This window comes from Halomonas aestuarii (assembly GCF_001886615.1).
GTDB lineage: Bacteria > Pseudomonadota > Gammaproteobacteria > Pseudomonadales > Halomonadaceae > Halomonas > Halomonas aestuarii.
This window is the reverse complement of the sequence record NZ_CP018139.1, coordinates 1,796,204-1,814,029: the sequence shown is the minus strand read 5'-3', so window position 1 is coordinate 1,814,029 and position 17,826 is coordinate 1,796,204. Positions and strand designations below refer to the sequence as shown.

At 69.2% G+C, this 17,826-nt stretch carries 20 protein-coding genes; 11 read left to right on the top strand and 9 right to left on the bottom strand.

Features of this window, described 5'->3' with window-relative positions; translation table 11 throughout:
• The first annotated feature begins 23 nt into the window (after positions 1 to 23).
• Positions 24 to 938 (top strand): AEC family transporter, encoded by a 915-nt coding sequence (locus BOX17_RS08345; protein ID WP_071943524.1) that lies wholly within the window; start codon positions 24 to 26, stop codon positions 936 to 938.
• Between the two features lie 205 nt (positions 939 to 1,143).
• Here BOX17_RS08345 and trmB read toward each other — a convergent pair whose 3' ends face one another.
• Positions 1,144 to 1,884: a tRNA (guanosine(46)-N7)-methyltransferase TrmB gene (gene trmB / locus BOX17_RS08340; RefSeq protein WP_071943522.1), complete on the bottom strand. Its 741-nt coding sequence runs from the start codon at positions 1,882 to 1,884 to the stop codon at positions 1,144 to 1,146.
• A 118-nt stretch (positions 1,885 to 2,002) separates the two neighbouring features.
• Here trmB and BOX17_RS08335 point away from each other — a divergent pair, with 118 nt between their 5' ends.
• Positions 2,003 to 2,383 carry a DUF423 domain-containing protein gene (locus BOX17_RS08335; protein ID WP_071943520.1) on the top strand — a complete coding sequence of 127 codons (381 nt, stop codon included), beginning with the start codon at positions 2,003 to 2,005 and terminating at the stop codon, positions 2,381 to 2,383.
• On the opposite strand, the gene BOX17_RS08330 is transcribed toward BOX17_RS08335, so the two are convergent.
• Together BOX17_RS08330 and BOX17_RS08325 are read right to left on the bottom strand one after the other, a co-directional pair.
• Positions 2,384 to 2,797: a PaaI family thioesterase gene (locus tag BOX17_RS08330; RefSeq protein WP_071943518.1), complete on the bottom strand. Its 414-nt coding sequence runs from the start codon at positions 2,795 to 2,797 to the stop codon at positions 2,384 to 2,386.
• A 182-nt stretch (positions 2,798 to 2,979) separates the two neighbouring features.
• Positions 2,980 to 5,154 carry a malate synthase G gene (locus BOX17_RS08325; RefSeq protein WP_071943516.1) on the bottom strand — a complete coding sequence of 725 codons (2,175 nt, stop codon included), beginning with the start codon at positions 5,152 to 5,154 and terminating at the stop codon, positions 2,980 to 2,982.
• A 233-nt stretch (positions 5,155 to 5,387) separates the two neighbouring features.
• On the opposite strand from BOX17_RS08325, the gene BOX17_RS08320 reads away from it, so the two are divergent.
• Complete coding sequence (locus BOX17_RS08320; RefSeq protein WP_083582115.1) at positions 5,388 to 6,362, top strand: alpha/beta hydrolase; 975 nt, start codon at positions 5,388 to 5,390, stop codon at positions 6,360 to 6,362.
• Positions 6,359 to 6,841, top strand: a complete 483-nt coding sequence (locus BOX17_RS08315; protein ID WP_071943514.1) for a hypothetical protein — start codon at positions 6,359 to 6,361, stop codon at positions 6,839 to 6,841. Before BOX17_RS08320 ends, BOX17_RS08315 begins: the two co-directional genes overlap by 4 nt.
• Positions 6,842 to 6,878: 37 nt before the next feature.
• Here the strand turns inward: BOX17_RS08315 and BOX17_RS08310 are convergent, their stop codons facing one another.
• Together BOX17_RS08310 and BOX17_RS17165 are read right to left on the bottom strand one after the other, a co-directional pair.
• Positions 6,879 to 8,381 (bottom strand): YifB family Mg chelatase-like AAA ATPase, encoded by a 1,503-nt coding sequence (locus tag BOX17_RS08310; RefSeq protein ID WP_071943512.1) that lies wholly within the window; start codon positions 8,379 to 8,381, stop codon positions 6,879 to 6,881.
• Between the two features lie 73 nt (positions 8,382 to 8,454).
• Positions 8,455 to 8,856 (bottom strand): accessory factor UbiK family protein, encoded by a 402-nt coding sequence (locus BOX17_RS17165; RefSeq protein ID WP_071943509.1) that lies wholly within the window; start codon positions 8,854 to 8,856, stop codon positions 8,455 to 8,457.
• A 291-nt stretch (positions 8,857 to 9,147) separates the two neighbouring features.
• On the opposite strand from BOX17_RS17165, the gene BOX17_RS08300 reads away from it, so the two are divergent.
• The 3 genes from BOX17_RS08300 (at position 9,148) to glnK (ending at position 11,268) form a co-directional block, all read left to right on the top strand.
• A complete protein-coding gene (locus BOX17_RS08300; RefSeq protein ID WP_071943507.1) occupies positions 9,148 to 9,486 on the top strand; it encodes a P-II family nitrogen regulator in 339 nt (112 codons plus the stop codon).
• Positions 9,487 to 9,525: 39 nt separating this feature from the next.
• On the top strand, positions 9,526 to 10,776 hold the full coding sequence (locus BOX17_RS08295) for an ammonium transporter (protein ID WP_071943505.1): 1,251 nt from the start codon (positions 9,526 to 9,528) through the stop codon (positions 10,774 to 10,776).
• Positions 10,777 to 10,929: 153 nt separating this feature from the next.
• On the top strand, positions 10,930 to 11,268 hold the full coding sequence (glnK, locus tag BOX17_RS08290) for a P-II family nitrogen regulator (protein ID WP_071943503.1): 339 nt from the start codon (positions 10,930 to 10,932) through the stop codon (positions 11,266 to 11,268).
• A 327-nt stretch (positions 11,269 to 11,595) separates the two neighbouring features.
• On the opposite strand, the gene BOX17_RS08285 is transcribed toward glnK, so the two are convergent.
• The gene (locus BOX17_RS08285; protein WP_071943501.1) at positions 11,596 to 12,372 is read right to left on the bottom strand and encodes a ferredoxin--NADP reductase; all 777 of its coding nucleotides are present in this window, start codon (positions 12,370 to 12,372) and stop codon (positions 11,596 to 11,598) included.
• A 145-nt stretch (positions 12,373 to 12,517) separates the two neighbouring features.
• On the opposite strand from BOX17_RS08285, the gene BOX17_RS08280 reads away from it, so the two are divergent.
• Positions 12,518 to 13,444 carry a LysR family transcriptional regulator gene (locus BOX17_RS08280; protein WP_071943499.1) on the top strand — a complete coding sequence of 309 codons (927 nt, stop codon included), beginning with the start codon at positions 12,518 to 12,520 and terminating at the stop codon, positions 13,442 to 13,444.
• Between the two features lie 93 nt (positions 13,445 to 13,537).
• On the opposite strand, the gene BOX17_RS08275 is transcribed toward BOX17_RS08280, so the two are convergent.
• Positions 13,538 to 13,960, bottom strand: a complete 423-nt coding sequence (locus BOX17_RS08275; protein ID WP_071943497.1) for a host attachment protein — start codon at positions 13,958 to 13,960, stop codon at positions 13,538 to 13,540.
• 221 nt (positions 13,961 to 14,181) lie between these two features.
• On the opposite strand from BOX17_RS08275, the gene BOX17_RS16550 reads away from it, so the two are divergent.
• Positions 14,182 to 14,835 (top strand): hypothetical protein, encoded by a 654-nt coding sequence (locus BOX17_RS16550; protein ID WP_071943495.1) that lies wholly within the window; start codon positions 14,182 to 14,184, stop codon positions 14,833 to 14,835.
• Positions 14,836 to 14,857: 22 nt separating this feature from the next.
• Here BOX17_RS16550 and BOX17_RS08265 read toward each other — a convergent pair whose 3' ends face one another.
• Positions 14,858 to 15,238 (bottom strand): VanZ family protein, encoded by a 381-nt coding sequence (locus BOX17_RS08265; protein ID WP_071943493.1) that lies wholly within the window; start codon positions 15,236 to 15,238, stop codon positions 14,858 to 14,860.
• On the bottom strand, positions 15,231 to 16,307 hold the full coding sequence (gene hemE / locus BOX17_RS08260) for a uroporphyrinogen decarboxylase (RefSeq protein ID WP_071943491.1): 1,077 nt from the start codon (positions 16,305 to 16,307) through the stop codon (positions 15,231 to 15,233). Before hemE ends, BOX17_RS08265 begins: the two co-directional genes overlap by 8 nt.
• Positions 16,308 to 16,462: 155 nt before the next feature.
• Between hemE and ribA the strand changes: the two genes are divergently transcribed.
• Both ribA and trhA read left to right on the top strand, forming a co-directional pair.
• A complete protein-coding gene (ribA, locus tag BOX17_RS08255) occupies positions 16,463 to 17,098 on the top strand; it encodes a GTP cyclohydrolase II (protein WP_071943489.1) in 636 nt (211 codons plus the stop codon).
• Positions 17,099 to 17,153: 55 nt separating this feature from the next.
• Positions 17,154 to 17,825, top strand: a complete 672-nt coding sequence (gene trhA / locus BOX17_RS08250; protein WP_071943487.1) for a PAQR family membrane homeostasis protein TrhA — start codon at positions 17,154 to 17,156, stop codon at positions 17,823 to 17,825.
• Position 17,826 lies beyond the last annotated feature (1 nt).

The following is a 17,826-nucleotide window of genomic DNA, read 5'->3' as shown; positions in this document are numbered from 1 at the left end:
GGCAGCCATCACGAGGAGATGTCATGGAAGGCGTGGGCAATGCACTGGGACCCCTGTTCCTGCTGATCCTGCTGGGGGCCGGACTCGGCTGGTGGCGCCAGCCGGGCGGCGACTTCTGGCCCCGCATGGAGCGGCTGATCTACTTCCTGCTGTTTCCCGCCATGCTGGTATCGACCCTGGCCACCGCCGATGTCGGCCAGGTGCCGGTGGCGAGGCTCGCCCTGACCCTGCTCGGCGCCCTGTGCCTGTTCGGGCTGCTGCTGTGGGGCCTGCGCCACCGACTGCGGCTCGAGGCGCCCGCCTTCACGTCGGCCTTCCAGGGCGCGCTGCGCTTCAATACCTATGTCGGGGTGGCGGGCGCCGCCGCCCTGCATGGCAGCGCTGGCACCACGGTGGCGGCGGTCGCCGTGGCGCTGATGGTCCCGGTGGTCAACGTGCTCTGCGTGACCAGCTTCATCGCCGCGGGCACCCTGGGCTCGGCCAGCCTAGGCCAGAGCCTGACCGCCCTGACCCGCAACCCGCTGATCCTGGCCTGCCTGGCCGGCATCGGCCTGAACCTCAGCGGCATCGGCCTGCCCGGCTGGAGCCAGCCGGGAGTGGAGCTGCTGGGTCGCGCCGCCCTGCCGCTGGGCCTCGTGGCCGTGGGCGTGGCCCTGCGCCCCGCCGCACTGTTGCGCCTCGATCGCGGGGTCTGGGCCGCCAACCTGGTCAAGCTGGCCCTGATGCCGGCGGCCGTGCTCGCCCTGGCCCTGCTGCTCGGCCTGGACCCGGTGACTCGGGACGTGGCCCTGCTCTTCGCCGCCCTACCCACCGCCACCTCGGCCTATATCCTGGCACGCCAGCTGGGGGGCGACGCCGAGCTGATGGCGGCGTTGATCACCGGCCAGACGCTGCTCGCCATGGTGACCCTGCCACTCTGGCTGAAGCTGGCCGGGTAAGCGCCACCCTACAATAAACGAGAACAAGTCTCGTCTGCATTGACGCAACAAACGAGAATGATTATCCTCTCTATGTGGCGTTGATGAGGCGCCACGCCGGGCAGGAACCCGCCAGTCTCCTGCCCCGGTTTCTCCCTCTCATTGCTAGTCACGGTTCTTGTCGCCGCCCTCCCGGGCGGCGTTTTTCTGCCTGGGGCACGAGCGGTCAGTCGACCCGCCGGAAGATCAGGTCCCAGACGCCATGGCCGAGCCGCTCGCCGCGCGCCTCGAACTTGGTCAGCGGGCGGAAGTCGGGGCGGGGCACGAAGGGGGCCGTCTCGGGGCCGGCGGTGTTGGCGAAGCCGGGGGCCGCCTGCATGACCTCGGCCATCCACTCGGCATAGGCCTGCCAGTCGGTGGCCATGTGCAGGGTGCCGCCCGGCTTGAGCCGGGTGCGCACGAGCTCGACGAAGGCCGGCTGCACGATGCGCCGCTTGTGGTGCTTCTTCTTGGGCCAGGGGTCGGGGAAGAAGAGCTGCAGGGTGTCGAGGCTCGCCTCCGGCAGGCACTGCTCGAGGACGGCCAGGGCATCCTCGCGATAGACCCGGAGATTGGTCAGGTCGCGCTTGTCGGCCTCGTCGAGCAGCTTGCCGACGCCGGGCGCGTGCACCTCGATGCCGATGAAGTCGGTGTCCGGATGGCGCTCGGCCTGCTCGACCAGCGAGGCGCCCATGCCGAAGCCGATCTCCAGCACCCGGGGGGCCTGGCGTCCGAACAGCGCATCGAGGTCCTGGCGGCCATCGGCGAGGGTCAGCCCCAGGCGCGGCCAGACCTCCTCGAGCCCGCGGGTCTGGGCCTGGGTCATGCGGCCGGCACGCAGCACGTAGCTCTTGATGCCGCGTCGATGCAGCGGGGCCTCGGGCCCCTCGGGGCCGGTCGTCTTGTCGTCGTGTCGCGGGTCGCTCATGGGCTGGAGGAAACTCGTTGCCAGGGGTGATTCGGGGGCGACATTGTAGCGGCTAACGCGCGTCCGGGGTACGGTGGGCGGCCAGACGGCAACCCACCCAGAACACGGAGACGCATCCATGCAGGACCGAGGCTGGTGGTTCGGGGCCGCCCTTTCCGGTGCCCTGGTGGTGATGGCCGGCGCCTTCGGCGCCCATGCGCTGGAGGGCCAGCTGGCGCCGCGGCTGGCGGCCGCCTTCGAGACCGGCGTGCGCTACCAGGCCTGGCATACCCTGGCCCTGCTCGCCGTGCTGGCCTGGCGGGCCTCGCGGCCGCTGGCCGGCCAGCGACTCGCCCTGGGGCTGTGGGCAGCGGGCATGGGGCTCTTCTCGGGCTCGCTCTATGCCATGGCCCTCACGGGCCTGGGGTCACTGGGCATGATCACGCCGCTCGGGGGCGTGCTGCTGATCGCCGGCTGGCTGACCCTGGCGACGGCGGCGGGACGCGCCCGCCCCGCCTGATCAGTCGCCGTCCGGCAGCGCATAGGTGGCCGTGACCAGCGCCACCGGCGCCTCAACGCCCGCCGAGAAGAGCTGCACCTCCCCCACCGCCAGGCGCCTGCCCAGCTTGAGGATGCGGGCGTTGGCGATGATATCGCGATCGCCCCTAGGACGACGCAGGAAGCGGCAGTGCAGGTCGCTGGTCACGGCCATGGGCTCGGGGCCGATCTGGGCGAGGATCGCCACATAGAGGCAGACGTCGGCCAGCCCCATCAGGGTGGGCCCGGAGACGCTGGCACCTGGTCGCAGGTGCTCGTCCTCGATGGCCAGGCTCATGGTGGCGCGCATCTCGTCGACGCCCTCGATCGTCCCGGTGCGCTGGGGAAAGATCTCGTCGAGGAAGTCCTCGATGGCGGCGGCGGTCATCACGGTCATGGCGCGTCTCCAGGCGGTGGTGGTGATGGCGGCCCCCCACGATAGCGGAGCCCGCCCGCCCCCGACAGTCGCCAAACGTCGAGCGCTTCAACGCCATGTGCGCATGAAAACGCCCCCATGGCAGCGCCATGGGGGCGTGAAGGTTCGGGCCCGGGGTGGGCCCGTTCCTGCGTGGGACGGCCTTACTTGGCCTTGTGCACCGCGCGCCAGTGGTGCAGGAGCGGCTCGGTATAGCCGGCGGGCTGCTCGCAGCCCTTGAAGATCAGGTCGCTGGCGGCCTGGAAGGCGGTGGAGGCGGAGAAGTCGGCGCTCATCGGCGTGTACTCCGGATCACCCTCGTTCTGCTTGTCGACCACCTTGGCCATGCGCTCCAGGGTCTCCTGGACGCGGGCGGCGTCGACCACCCCATGGCGCAGCCAGTTGGCGATGTGCTGGCTGGAGATCCGCAGGGTCGCGCGATCCTCCATCAGCCCCACGTCATGGATGTCCGGCACCTTGGAACAGCCCACGCCGTGCTCGACCCAGCGCACCACGTAGCCGAGGATGCCCTGGCAGTTGTTGTCGAGCTCCTGCTGGAGCTCCTCCTCGCTCCAGTCGGGCTTCTCGGCCACCGGGATGGTGAGCAGGTCGTCGAGCAGGTCCGGCTCTCCCTGGGCCTCCAGCTCGCGCTGCACCTCACCGACATCGACCTGGTGGTAGTGCAGCGCGTGCAGGGTCGCGGCGGTCGGCGACGGCACCCAGGCAGTGTTGGCACCGGCCTTGGGATGACCGATCTTCTGCTCGAGCATGGCCGCCATCAGGTCCGGCATGGCCCACATGCCCTTGCCGATCTGGGCGTGGCCGCGCAGGCCGCAGGCCAGGCCGACCTGAACGTTGCTGCGCTCGTAGGCCTGGATCCAGGTGCTGTGCTTCATGTCGCCCTTGCGGATCATCGGGCCGGCTTCCATGGCGGTGTGCATCTCGTCGCCGGTGCGGTCGAGGAAGCCCGTGTTGATGAACACCACCCGGGAGGGCGCCTGGGCGATGCACGCCTTGAGGTTGGCGGAGGTGCGACGCTCCTCGTCCATGATGCCCATCTTCAGGGTGTCGCGGGTCATGCCGAGGATGTCCTCGATCCGGCCGAACAGCGTGTTGGCGAAGGCGACCTCCTTCGGGCCGTGCATCTTCGGCTTGACGATGTACATGGAGCCGGTGCGCGAGTTGCGCGGCTCGCCCTCGCCCTTGCTCAGGTCATGCAGGGCGATCAGGCCGGTGACGATGCCGTCGAGGATCCCTTCGGGCAGCTCGTTGCCCTCGGCGTCGAGCAGCGCCGGGGTGGTCATCAGGTGGCCCACGTTGCGCACGAACATCAGCGAGCGCCCCGGCAGGGTGACGGTGCCACCGTCGGTGGTGTGCCAGGTGCGGTCGGCCTTGAGGCGACGGGTGATGGTCTTGCCGCCCTTCTCGACCTGCTCCTCCAGATCGCCCTTCATCAGGCCCAGCCAGCTGGTGTAGACGCCGACCTTGTCCTCGGCGTCCACCGCCGCCACGGAGTCCTCGCAGTCCATGATGGTGGTCAGCGCGGCCTCGACGATCACGTCCTTGACGCCGGCCGGGTCGGTCTTGCCGATCGAGTGGCTCGGGTCGACCTGGATCTCCAGGTGCAGGCCGTGGTTGACCAGCAGGATGGACTCGGGGCTGTCGGCATCTCCGTTGAAGCCCACCAGCTTGCCGGGATCCTGCAGGCCGGTCTCGCGGCCGTCCTCCAGGGAGACCACCAGCTGGCCGTCGCGCAGGGCGTACTTGACGGCATCCCGGTGGGAGCCGGTGGCCAGCGGGGCGGCACGGTCCAGCACGCCGCGAGCGTAGTCGATGACCTTCTCGGCGCGCTTCGGATTGAAGCTTGTGCCCTTCTCGGCACCATCGTCCTCAGAGATGGCATCGGTGCCGTAGAGGGCGTCGTATAGGCTACCCCAGCGCGCGTTGGCGGCGTTGAGGGCATAGCGGGCGTTGTTGACGGGCACCACCAGCTGCGGGCCGGCCTGAGCGGTGATCTCGCGATCGACGTTGGCCGTGGTCACGCTGACCTTGGCGGGCGCCTCCACCAGGTAGCCGATCTCCTTGAGAAAGGCGCGGTAGGCGGCCATGTCGCGGACCGGGCCGGGGTTCTCGCGATGCCAGGTATCGAGCTTCTCCTGGAGGCGGTCACGCTCGGCGAGCAGCTCGCGGTTCTGCGGGGCCAGGTCATGGAAGAGTGCATCCACCCCGCGCCAGAAGGCCTCGGGATCGACGCCGGTCCCCGGCAGGGCCTGTTCGTTGATGAAGCGGTCCAGCTCGGCGGCCACCTGGAGGCGATGGCGAGTGATGCGTTGGGTCATGGGTCGTACTCCTCATGCTTGGCTGTTCGGTGCCCCCTGGCACCGACCGGCCGGACAGGGAAAGATGACTGCGTGGGTCAATTTTGTGGAAAATACTTCCACATGTAAAGCCATCGCCGCCTCGAGGCACCGGAAGCTAGACCAAATGATGAGGCCCATGGCCCGTCGCCAAAGGCTTCGCTGGTCGCGCCGTCGCCTTGGCGCTAGCATGAACGGGCATTGCGGAGAAACCGATGAGCGACTTCACCCCCCTGCAGGCTCTGGGCCCCCTCGCCCCCGCCGACCGGTCCGGCCAGGAGCTGGAACGCTACCTGGGCCACTACGGCCTGGCGCCCCTGCTCGCCGAGCGGGTGGGCCTCTACGTGGGCTACCTGGAGGCCGGCGACTTTCGCCTGTGGACCCAGGTCTGGAGCCCCGAATCGCCCATCGGCACGGCCTTCGTGGTGCACGGCTACTTCGACCACCTCGGCCTCTACCGCCACCTGCTGGAATGCCTGCTGGCGCGGGGCTGGCGGGTCGTGCTCTGGGACCTGCCCGGCCATGGCCTCTCCAGCGGCCGGCGCGCCTCCATCGACGACTTCAATGACTATGGCAGCTGCCTGCATCACCTGCAGCAACATCTGCAGTACGAGGGGCTGGCCCCCCGTCCCTGGCTCGGCATCGGCCAGAGTACCGGCGCGGCAATCCTAGCCACCGATGCCCTGACCCGGGGAGACGACGGCCACTGGTCGGGACTCGCGCTGCTGGCCCCGCTGGTCCGCCCCTGGGGCTGGAACCAGTCGAGCTGGCTGCACCGCCTGGTGGGCCCCTTCGTGGATTCGATCCCGCGCAAGTTCCGCGCCAACTCCACGGATGCCGACTTCGCGGACTTCCTGCGCGTGGGCGACCCCCTCCAGGCCGACCGCCTGGCGATGGACTGGGTGGGCGCCATGCGCCGCTGGATGCCGCAGCTGTTGGCGCTGCCCCCGAGCCCGGTCCCGACCCTGATCCTGCAGGGCGAGCAGGACCTCACCGTAGACTGGGAATGGAACCTCAGCGTGCTGGCCCGCAAGTTTCCCAACGCGGAGATCCATCGCCATCCCGAGGCCCGCCACCACCTGGTCAACGAGGCCGAGCCGATTCGCCGCGAACTCTTCTCGGTGCTCGACCGCTTCGTCGAGACGCTGGAGCCGGCCGGCGCCCCGGTCGGGGAGCGGCATTCGCCATGACGCGCCACCTGATGCCGCTGCTGTTGACCCTGCTGCTCGCCGGCTGTGCGGGCTCCCCGGAGCAGCCGACCACCGTGCGCCAGGCCCTGTTCGGCTTGAGCGAGCGCGCCGCCGAACGGGTCACGGCGACCCCGCCCCTGCCGAGCCCGGCGGTCGATCAGGTCCTGCTGCTGGCGATGCCGGAGGTCGATGCGCGGCTGGGGCTCACCGACGAGCGCCTGCTCGAGAGCCTGACCCGGGCCCTGCTGGCGGTCTCGGGCGGACCCCAGGTCCTGGAGTGGCGTGAGGCCATGGCAGAGGGCGGCCATGACAACCAGTGGCGCCTAGAGACCCGCCTGGTCGCCGACGGCCCCCGCCTGCGGCTCTCGGACCGCGAGCTGCTGCCCTATCGCCTGAGCCTGGAACTGCGCCGCACCGGACGCGACGAGCCCGCCTGGCGCACCGACATCAGCGGGGCCCTCGACGCCACGGCCCTCTGATCACCCCATGATCACCGCCCGGTGAGCGCGCGGCCCTTCACCCCTTGAGCAACCGGTCGAGCTGACGGTAGCCGATGGCCTCGATCAGCTGGTCGCGCCCGGGTCGCGCCTCTCCGGCCAGGTCGGCCAGGGTCAGGGCCACCCGCAGCACCCGGTGATAGGCCCGGGCCGACAGCTTCAACCGCTCCAGCACCGAGGCCAGCCAGGCCCGATCCTGCGCCTGCAGGGCGCAGGCCTCCTCCAAGGCCCGTCCCGACAGCTGCGCGTTGAGCCCCCCGCGGGCCGCCTGCCTCGCCCGCGCCGCCAGCACCCGCTCGCGCACCACCCTCGAGGACTCTCCCGGCTCCCGGGAGGTCAGCTGCTCGGGTGCCAGCGCCGGCACCTCCACCTGAAGGTCGATGCGATCGAGCAGCGGACCGGACAGCCGTGCCTGATAGCGCTGGATCTGGGCCGCGGTGCAGTGGCAGGGCTGACGCGGGTCGCCCAGGTGCCCGCAGGGACAGGGGTTCATGGCCGCCACCAGCTGGAAGCCGGCCGGAAAGCGTCGCTCGTGGCTGGCCCGGGCGATGTGGATCTGCCCCGATTCCATGGGCTCCCGCATCACCTCCAGGACGTGCCGGGAGAACTCCGGCAGCTCATCCAGGAAGAGCACGCCGCGATGGGCCAGGGAGATCTCCCCGGGGCGCGGCTTGGAGCCGCCGCCCACCAGGGCGACGGCACTGGCGGTATGGTGCGGAGCGCGGAAGGGGCGCACCCCCCACTGCTCGGCGCGGGGCAGCCCGCTCACGGAGCGGATCGCCGCCACCTCCAGGGCCTCCTGCTCGGTGAGCGGGGGCAGGATGCCCGGCAGGCGACTGGCGAGCATGGTCTTGCCGGTCCCGGGCGGGCCGGCGAAGAGCAGGTTGTGGCCGCCGGCGGCGGCGACCTCCAGCGCACGCCGGGCCTGGTGCTGGCCCCTCACGTCCGCCAGGTCGGGGCCCGGTTCCAGCGCCGGGGCGGGGCCCGGCGAGCGGTGCGGGAGAAGGGGCGCCTGCCCCAGCAGGTGCGCCACCACCTCAAGCAGGTGATCGGCGGGCAGCACGTCGAGGTCCCCGGCCAGGGCAGCCTCGTCGGCGTTGGCCCGGGGCACGATCAGCTGGCGGCGCGCATGGCGGGTGGCCATGGCCATGGGCAGCACCCCGGCCACCGGCCTGAGCCGGCCGTCCAGGGCCAGCTCGCCCGCGCACTCGACGCCCTCGAGGGCCTCGCGGGGCACCTGGCCGGAGGCGACCAGCAGCCCCAGGGCGATGGGCAGGTCGAAGCGGCCGCCCTCCTTGGGCAGGTCGGCGGGGGCCAGGTTGAGGGTGATGCGTCGCAGGGGGAAGTCAAAGCCAGCATTGACCAGGGCACTGCGGACCCGCTCGCGGCTCTCCTTGACGGCGGCCTCCGGCAGTCCCACCAGGGTGATGCCGGGCAGCCCGTTGGCCAGGTGCACCTCGACCAGCACCTCGGGCGCCTCGAGGCCGAGGCCCGCCCGGGTGTGGATGATTGCCAGCGTCATGCGCGATCCCTCGCCGCCTGTCTGCCCTCAGGCTAGTCCAGGCCGGCGGGGGGCGCCCGATACCGGGCGAGGATCAGCGGCTGGACTCGCCGGCGCCGGCGTCTTCCTCGGGGTTCGCGTCATCGGCGCTCGCACCGGGGCCGGGCTCTTGATTCGGCTCGCGCGTGGATGCCGCACTCGGCTCCTCCGGCAGCGCCAGCGCCGATGCGCTCGTCGTCTCCCGCGCGGGGGCGGTGTCCAGCACCGCCTCCAGTGCCGCCACCTGCTGCTCCAGGGCCTCGACACGGGCCCGGGTGCGCTGTAGCACGTCCATCAGGATGTCGAAGTCCTCCCGCGACACCAGCTCCAGGCGGTCGAAGGCGCCCTTGACCACCTGCTGGATCCCCTTCTGCACCTCTTCCGGGGCCTGGGAAGCGCCCTGCAGCCGGTCGCCGATCTGCTGGGCCAGGCGGCTGATGCGGTCGTGGCTCACCATGATGTCTCTCCTGAAACGTGATTTGGATGCCTGTCCAGAGGATACGCAAGCCTCGGGCGCCGCGCATTATCCGGCTATGCTTGACCATGGTGCAGATGCACTTCGACATGGCACCAGAACAGTGCATGACCGCGATCGGCCTCCTGCACCCCATCGCCTCCCTTCACCAGATGCACCCCCAGTCCACTGAAATCACGAAAATATTCCGCAAAGTGGCACGGTTTGCGCAAAGACAGGGCAGCCACTTCTCGGTGGCATTGCGCCGCCCATCATCCGTAGGGGAGATCCGACATGAAGCTGATCACCGCCATCATCAAGCCATTCAAGCTCGACGACGTCCGCGAGGCACTCGCTGAAAACGGCGTCCAGGGCATCACCGTCACGGAGGTCAAGGGCTTCGGCCGCCAGAAGGGCCACACCGAGCTCTATCGCGGTGCAGAGTACGTCGTCGACTTCCTGCCCAAGGTCAAGGTCGAGGTCGCCGTGGACGACGCGCGCCTCGATACCGTACTAGACGCCATCTGCAGCGCGGCCAACAGCGGCAAGATCGGCGACGGCAAGGTCTTCGTCACGCCACTGGAGGACGCGATCCGCATCCGCACCGGAGAGCGCGGAGCCGATGCCGTCTGACGGCCCCTCCCTTCCCATTCCTGACGTGGAGAGACACCCATGAGTGAACTTCCGGAACTGAGCTACGCGCTCGATACCTTCTACTTTCTGATCTGCGGCGTACTGGTCATGTGGATGGCCGCCGGCTTCTCGATGCTCGAGGCAGGCCTGGTGCGCTCCAAGAACACCGCCGAGATCCTCACCAAGAACATCGCCCTGTTCGCCATCGCCTGCACCATGTACCTGCTGGTGGGCTACTACGTGATGTACTCCAGCGAGGCCGGAGGCATCCTGCCGAGCCTGGGCGCGCTGATCGGCAGCGAGAACGGCGTCGATGCGGTGCTCGCCGGCGGCGATGACGCCCCCTACTACTCCATGCGCTCGGACTTCTTCTTCCAGGTCGTGTTCGTGGCCACCGCCATGTCCATCGTCTCCGGTGCCGTGGCCGAGCGCATGAAGCTGTGGGCCTTCCTGGCCTTCGCCGTGGTCATGACCGGCTTCATCTACCCGGTGTCCGGCTACTGGACCTGGGGCGGTGGCTGGCTGGCCGAGGTCGGCTATTCCGACTATGCCGGCTCCGGCATCGTGCACCTCGCGGGTGCCGCCGCGGCCCTGGCCGGCGTGCTGGTGCTCGGCCCGCGCAAGGGCAAGTACGGCAAGGACGGCAGCATCTACGCCATCCCCGGCGCCAACCTGCCGCTGGCTACCCTGGGTACCTTCATCCTGTGGATGGGCTGGTTCGGCTTCAACGGCGGCTCCGAGCTGAAGATGTCCGACGTGTCCTCCGCCAACAATGTGGCCCAGGTGTTCGTCAACACCAACGCGGCCGCCGCCGGCGGCGTGATCGCCGCGCTGATCCTGGCCAAGCTGTGGTTCCGCAAGGCCGACCTGACCATGTCCCTGAACGGCGCCCTGGCGGGCCTGGTGGCCATCACCGCCGATCCGCTCTCGCCCAGCGCACTGGGCTCCGTGATGATCGGTGTCGTGGGCGGCCTGCTGGTGGTCATCGCCATCGTGACCCTGGACAAGCTGAAGCTGGATGACCCGGTGGGTGCCATCTCCGTGCACGGGGTGGTCGGCATCTGGGGCGTGCTGGCCGTGCCGCTGACCAACAGCGGAGCAAGCTTCGGTCCGCAGCTCATCGGCATCCTCGGCATCTTCTTCTGGGTGTTCGTGGCCAGCCTGATCGTCTGGCTGATCCTCAAGGCCGTGATGGGCATCCGGGTCACCGAGGAAGAAGAGTACGAAGGGGTCGACCTGGCCGAGTGCGGCCTGGAAGCCTACCCCGAGTTCAGCGCCTCCAAGAAGTGAGGCAAGGACCCGCGCGAGCCCGTAAGCTCCGCCCGGCCCCCTTCGGGGGGCCTTTTTTATTCCTCCCGCAGCGGGTGTATGCTCTGGCACAATGAACGCAGCCAGGGTGGCGGCCACCGCCACCGACCAACGGACACGACGAGGATCAAGACCATGAAACTGGTGACCGCCATCATCAAGCCGTTCAAGCTCGACGACGTCCGGGAGTCGCTCTCCGAGATCGGCGTCCAGGGCATCACCGTCACCGAGGTCAAGGGCTTCGGCCGCCAGAAGGGTCACACTGAGCTCTACCGCGGCGCCGAATATGTCGTCGACTTCCTGCCCAAGGTGAAGCTAGAGGTGGCCGTGGATGACGACATGGCGGAGAAGGTGATCGATGCCATCACCCAGGTGGCCAACACCGGCAAGATCGGCGACGGCAAGATCTTCGTCACCGCCCTGGAGCAGGTGATCCGCATCCGTACCGGCGAGACCGGCAAGGACGCGGTCTGATCACCCGCCTGGTGCCGGTACCTTCGGCAAGACCTTCGTCACCGCCCTGGAGCAGGTGAGCGGAACGCCGCACCGCCGCATCCGTACCGGCGAGACCGGCAAGGACGCGGTCTGATCACCCGCCTGGTGTCGGTACCTTCGGCAAGACCTTCGTCACCGCCCTGGAGCAGGTGAGCGGAACGCCGCACCGGCAAGACCGGCAAGGATGCCGTTGAGGCCCTGAACGCCAGGCGCCCGCACAGTAGAACCCCCGCAGGCATGACCTGCGGGGGTTCTTTTCATCCGCCATCGTCGGCCGTGAGGGATGCCTCGGGCGCGGGTCGCGCCCTATTTCTCGACGAAGGCCCGCTCGATGACGTAGTCGCCGGGCTCGCCCATGCGCGGCGAGATGGTGAAGCCCAGCTCGTCGAGCAGGTGGCTGGTGTCGTCGAGCATCGCCGGGCTGCCGCAGATCATGGCACGGTCCTGCTTGGGATCGATGGCCGGCAGTCCCGTGTCCTCGGCGAGCTTGCCGCTGCGGATGTGGTCGGTCAGCCGCCCCATGGTGTGGAAGGTCTCCCGGGTCACGGTGGGGTAGTAGACCAGCTTCTCGCTGATCTCCTCGCCCAGGTACTCGTGGGCGGGCAGGTCCTTCTGGATGAAGTCGGCGTAGGCCAGCTCGCTGACGTTGCGCACGCCGTGCACCAGCACCACCTTCTCGAAGCGCTCGTAGACCTCGGGGTCCTGGATCAGGCTCATGAACGGCGCCAGCCCGGTGCCGGTGGAGAGCAGGTAGAGGTTGCGTCCCGGCAGCAGGTCGTCGGTGACCAGGGTACCGGTGGGCTTGCGGCTGACCATGATCTGGTCGCCCACCTTCAGGTGCTGCAGCCGCGAGGTCAGCGGACCATCGGGCACCTTGATGCTGAAGAACTCCAGGTGGTCCTCGTAGTTGGGGCTGGCGATGGAGTAGGCGCGCATCAGCGGCTTGCCGTTCACCTCGAGGCCGATCATCACGAACTGGCCGTTCTTGAAGCGCAGGCTGCGCTCCCGGGTGGTCCGGAAACTGAACAGGGAGTCGTTCCAGTGATGCACACTGAGAACGTCCTCTAGCGCGAACTTGCTCATGCCGACTCCTTTAATATTCCAAAAATGAATAGATTGGACCATCAAATCGATACCGCAATTCTAAGAGCCGGGGCATTATCTGTTAAATGGATTGTATGGATAACACTTATCTATAATCTGGATATCAAGACCCGCGAGGATCGTCATGCGTTACACCCTGCGCCAGCTGGAAGTCTTCGTCGCCGTCGCCCAGCACGAGAGCGTCTCCCGGGCGGCCCGCGCCCTCGCGCTCTCGCAGTCGGCGACCAGCACCGCCCTGGCCGAGCTGGAACGCCAGTTCGACTGTCGGCTGCTGGATCGCATCGGCAAGCGCCTCAAGCTCAATGCCCTGGGCTTCCAGCTGCTCCCCAAGGCGGTCGCCCTGCTCGATCGTGCCGAGGAGGTGGAGGAGCTGCTGCGGGGACAGCAGGGCATCGGCACCCTGGACGTGGGCGCCACCCTGACCATCGGCAACTACCTGGCGACCCTGCTGATCAGCGACTTCATGCAGCGCCACCCGGGCAGCCGCGTGCGCCTGTCGGTGCGCAACACCCGCACCATCATCGAGAGCGTTCGCCAGCACGAGCTCGACCTGGGGCTGATCGAGGGGCAGTGCGAGGAGGAGGACGTGATCACCCAGCCCTGGGTGGAGGACGAGCTGGCGGTGTTCTGCTCGCCGCGACACCCGCTCGCCAGCTCCGGCCCGGTGGAGCTGGATCGCCTGCTGCGCGAGGCCTGGATCATGCGCGAGCAGGGCTCCGGCACCCGGCTGACCCTGGAGCAGGCCGCCCGGCATCGTCGGGGGCGCTTCAACATCCTGCTGGAGCTGGAGCACACCGAGGGCATCAAGCGGGCGGTGGAGTCGGGGCTCGGCATCGGCTGCGTCTCGAAGCTCGCCCTGCGCGATGCCTTCCGACGCGGCAGCCTGGTGCCCATCGCCACCCCGGAGCTGGACCTGAGCCGCCAGTTCAGCTTCATCTGGCACCGTCACAAGTACCTGGCCACCGGCATGCGCGAGTTCCTCAAGCTGTGCCGGCAGATGACCGAGGGCGTGCGCCGCAGCGACCAGATCGACCTGCCCCAGGTGCCCTGATGCGGATGCCCTGATGCGAGGGCCCTGACCCAGGCTCCCTGACACGGAACGGCCCGGCCGCATGGGCCGGGCCGCATGACGCCGGGAAGGGCGCTAGCGGAGGTCGCTGACCGCCTCCTGGATGTCGGCGACGGAGGCCTTGGTGAGATCCTTGGCCAGCGTATGGATCACCAGCTTGGCGGTGGGGCCGTCGACCTTGTCGCGCAGCTGGCCCAGGAAACGCGGCGGGGCGACCAGGATCAGCTTCTGCATGCTGTTGTCCACGCGGGCGCGATAGAGCCGGTCGGCCACCTCGCGGGCAAAGACCTCCTCGTGGTGCTGGGTCGCCACACTCTCCCCACCGGCACTGCGGGCCGAGGTCGACTCGTGGACGTCGCCCCCCCGATCCGTCACCAGGTCCCCCTCGTGCAGGCGACCCTCGGCATGGACGAGGCTGTCCGTCTCGCTGATCTTGAGTCCATCACGGGTAAACAGGCGAGCCCGCGCCGCATCAGCCACCACGATGTAGGTAGTCATAGCCGCTCCTCGATGCCGGTGAATGGACGAAAGCCCGCCCCATGGGCACCCGCTTTCGCCTCTCATCCAACATTGGCAAGCCCCCCGGGGTTGGTCAACCTGCAACGCAGGCGGCACGCCAGGACTGCAGGCCGGCGGGATCTGGGGTAGCATCACGCCCCGGCCGACACGGAGGTCGGTGCGACCCATCGTGACGATGTGCATTCCCCGGGAGGACCCCGATGCGACAGTTCCTGTTTCCCCGCCGGCCGCTGGCCCGCGCCACCATCCTGACCTGCCACCTGCTGCTGCAGCTCGGCCTGCTGGCCGGGGCCGCCCTGTGGCTGGTGCCCCGCCTGCCCTGGCTCATGCCGTCCGTCGAGGCGAGCAATGCCTGGCCGCCCCTGGCCCTGGGCGGCGGGCTCTGGCTGCTGGCCGCCCTGGCCCTGCGGCTGCTGACCGAAGTCTGCCTGCTGCCCCACCACCTGAAGGCACAGCGTCCCGGCTTCGCCCCCGGCGCCGTGGTCACCCGCTCCTGGGAGCGGCGCCCGGCGGTCCATGACGACGAGGCGGCCTGGACCCGCGGGGGGCGGCATGTGGATGCCGAGGAGAGCGTGCTGGGCAGCCCGCGGGTGGTTCGCCCCGCCGAGCGCTGCCGGCCGGCACGTCCGCTCGAACCCACCCAGGATCCGGCGTCAGGCGCCCAGGTCGAATCGGCGTGGGCCGCTCCATCGGACCCCGCCTGGCAAGCGCCGCAGGAAGCGGCATGGGGGCCTCAGCCCGCCCCGACCTGGGACACCCGGCCGGAGGCGGCCTGGGGGGCGCCACCGGCATCGGCATGGAACGAACAGGGCGATTCGTCGGCACCCCCCGCGGCCCGCGAACCGCTGTTCTAGCAGGGTCGCGTCCCGACAGGGCCTAGGCGAGGCGACGAAGACAGACGCGGCGAAAGGCCTGCAGCACCACCACCGCGAACGCCGCGCCCAGGCCGTTGGCCAGCATGTCGCGCCAGTCGCCGCCGAAGCGTCCGGGCACCGGGATCTGGGCGAACTCGATGGCCACCCCGATCAGGGCGCTGACGAGGAAGGCCAGCGGCAGGCGGACCCCGGCGAGCCCGACCAGGCCCGCCAGGCCCGCGTAGCCGATGAAGTGGCTGGCCTTGTCCCAGGGCAGCGTCTCGGGAAGCTCGCTGCTCGGCGTCAGGCTTCCCCAGGCAATCACCAGGAAAGCCAGCAGGGCCAGCACCGCCCAGAGGCGGCGCCGGTCATGCCAGCGCTGCCACCAGGGCGTGTCAGTCATGGGGGATGTTGCGATGGTAGGCCGGGCTCAGGTCATGCAGGGCCTCCATGAAGGCCGTGACGTGGTCCGGATCGGTGAACTGGTTGATCCCGTGGCCCAGGTTGAAGACATGGCCGGGGCCGGGGCCGAAGCTGTCGAGGGTGCGAGCCACCTCGGCGCGGATCGCCGCGGGACGGGCGAAGAGCACGTTGGGATCGAGGTTGCCCTGCAGGGCGACGCGATGGCCGACCCGGGCCCGGGCGGAGGAGAGCTCGGTGGTCCAGTCCAGGCCCACGGCATCGGAGCCCGCCGCCGCGATGTCCTCGAGCCACTGGCCGCCGTTCTTGGTGAAGAGGATCACCGGGACCCGGCGCCCCTCGTGCTCGCGGATCAGGCCGGCCACGATCTGCTCCATGTAGCGCAGGGAGAACTCCAGGTAGGCCGGGGTGGAGAGGGCGCCGCCCCAGGTGTCGAAGATCTGCACCGCCTGGGCGCCGGCGCGGATCTGGGCGTTGAGGTAGTCGGTGACCGCGTGGGCCAGCATGTCGAGCAGCCGGTGCATGGCATCCGGCGCGTCGTAGAGCATCGTCTTGACGTGGCGGAAGTCCTTGCTGGAGGCGCCCTCCACCATGTAGGTGGCCAGGGTCCAGGGGCTGCCGGAGAAGCCGATCAGCGGCACCCGGCCGTTCAGTTCGCGGCGGATGGTCGAGACGGCGCGCATCACGTAGTCCAGGTCGCGCTCGGCGTCCGGCACCGCCAGGGCATCCACGTCCGCCGCGGTGCGCACCGGCTTGCGGAACTTCGGCCCCTCGCCCGTCTCGAAGTAGAGCCCCAGCCCCATGGCGTCCGGGATGGTGAGGATGTCCGAGAAGAGGATGGCCGCGTCCAGCGGGAAGCGCTCCAGGGGCTGGAGGGTGACCTCGCAGGCCAGGTCCTGGTTGCGACACAGGTCCATGAAGCTGCCGGCATGGCCGCGCACCTCACGATACTCCGGCAGGTAGCGGCCGGCCTGACGCATCATCCAGACCGGGGTGCGGTCGACGGGTTGACGCGCCAGGGCGCGCAGAAGGCGGTCGTTCTTGAGTTCCATGCGGGCGCTCGTCCACGGAAAATGTGGGCGCCATTGTACCCCATCGAGCGAGCCGGGGATGAGCCCCGTGACGCACACGGTGAGCCCGCCCGGCCTTCCTGATAGAATGAAGTCCCGCACGTCGGCAACGCCGTGATCTTCCACCGAGGTACATCGTGACGATTCGATTCATCGCCGCCTCCCGGCTGCCCACCCCCTGGGCCACCTTCACCATGCACGGCTTCGAGGACGAAGCCACCGGCAAGGACCATATCGCCCTCACCCTGGGTGACGTGGCCGATGGCGAGCCGGTGCTGGGTCGGGTCCACTCGGAGTGCCTGACCGGCGATGCCCTCTTCTCCATGCGCTGCGACTGCGGCTTCCAGCTGCAGGAAGCCCTCAAGCGCATTGCCGAAGAGGGACGGGGCGTCCTGCTCTACCTGCGCCAGGAGGGTCGCGGCATCGGCCTGCTCAACAAGATCCGCGCCTACCAGCTGCAGGATGCCGGCGCCGACACCGTGGAGGCGAACGAGCAGCTGGGCTTCGCCGCCGACCTGCGCCGCTACGACCTCTGCGTGCCGATGCTCGACCACCTGGGCATCACGGCCCTGCGGCTGATGACCAACAACCCCCGCAAGGTCGACGCCCTGACCCAGGCCGGCGTGGTGGTGAGGGAACGTGTTCCGCTGACCACCGGTCTAAACCCCCATAACGAGCAGTACCTCTCCACCAAGGCCGGAAAGCTGGGCCACATGATGGCGCTGGGCGACTTCACCCAGGCCAGCGACGTGGATATCGAACGCAAGCCCTGAGCCAGCGGGTCGCGCCACTCGGCGTCGGGGCGGCTCCTCGGAAGGAGGCACCCCGATGACGACCCCCCCCCATGGCGAGACGCCCTTCAGTGTCTTCGAGGAGGCGCTTCACAGCATCAGCCACGGCATCGGCGCGGCGCTCAGCCTCGCGGGCTTCGCGATCCTGCTCGTGCTGGCCGGTCTGGCCGCCCAGGTGGACCCCTGGAAGATCGTGGGCATCAGCCTCTACGGCACCAGCCTGGTGCTGCTCTACACGGCCTCCACCGTCTACCACGGCGTGCGCCACCCGCGCCTGAAGCGCCTCTTCCAGTCCCTGGACCACTGCGCGATCTACCTGCTGATTGCCGGCACCTACACGCCCTTCCTGCTGGTCAACCTGCGGGGCCCGACGGGCTGGACGCTGCTGGCCACCGTCTGGTCCCTGGCCCTGGCGGGCATCGCCTGCAAGCTGGCCTGGCCCCACCGCTTCGAAGTCCTGCGGGTCGCCCTCTACCTGGTGATGGGCTGGCTGGTCGTACTGGCCGGCGACGCCCTGGCGGCCAGCCTCTCCACCACGGGCCTCGCCCTGCTGGTGGCCGGCGGCGTCACCTACACCCTGGGCGTGGCCTTCTATGCCATCAGCGCCATCCCCTTCAACCACGCGATCTGGCACCTGTTCGTCATGGGCGGCAGCACCTGCCACTACTTCGCGGTCTTCACCGACGTGCTGCCCTTCGGGTCCTCGTGAC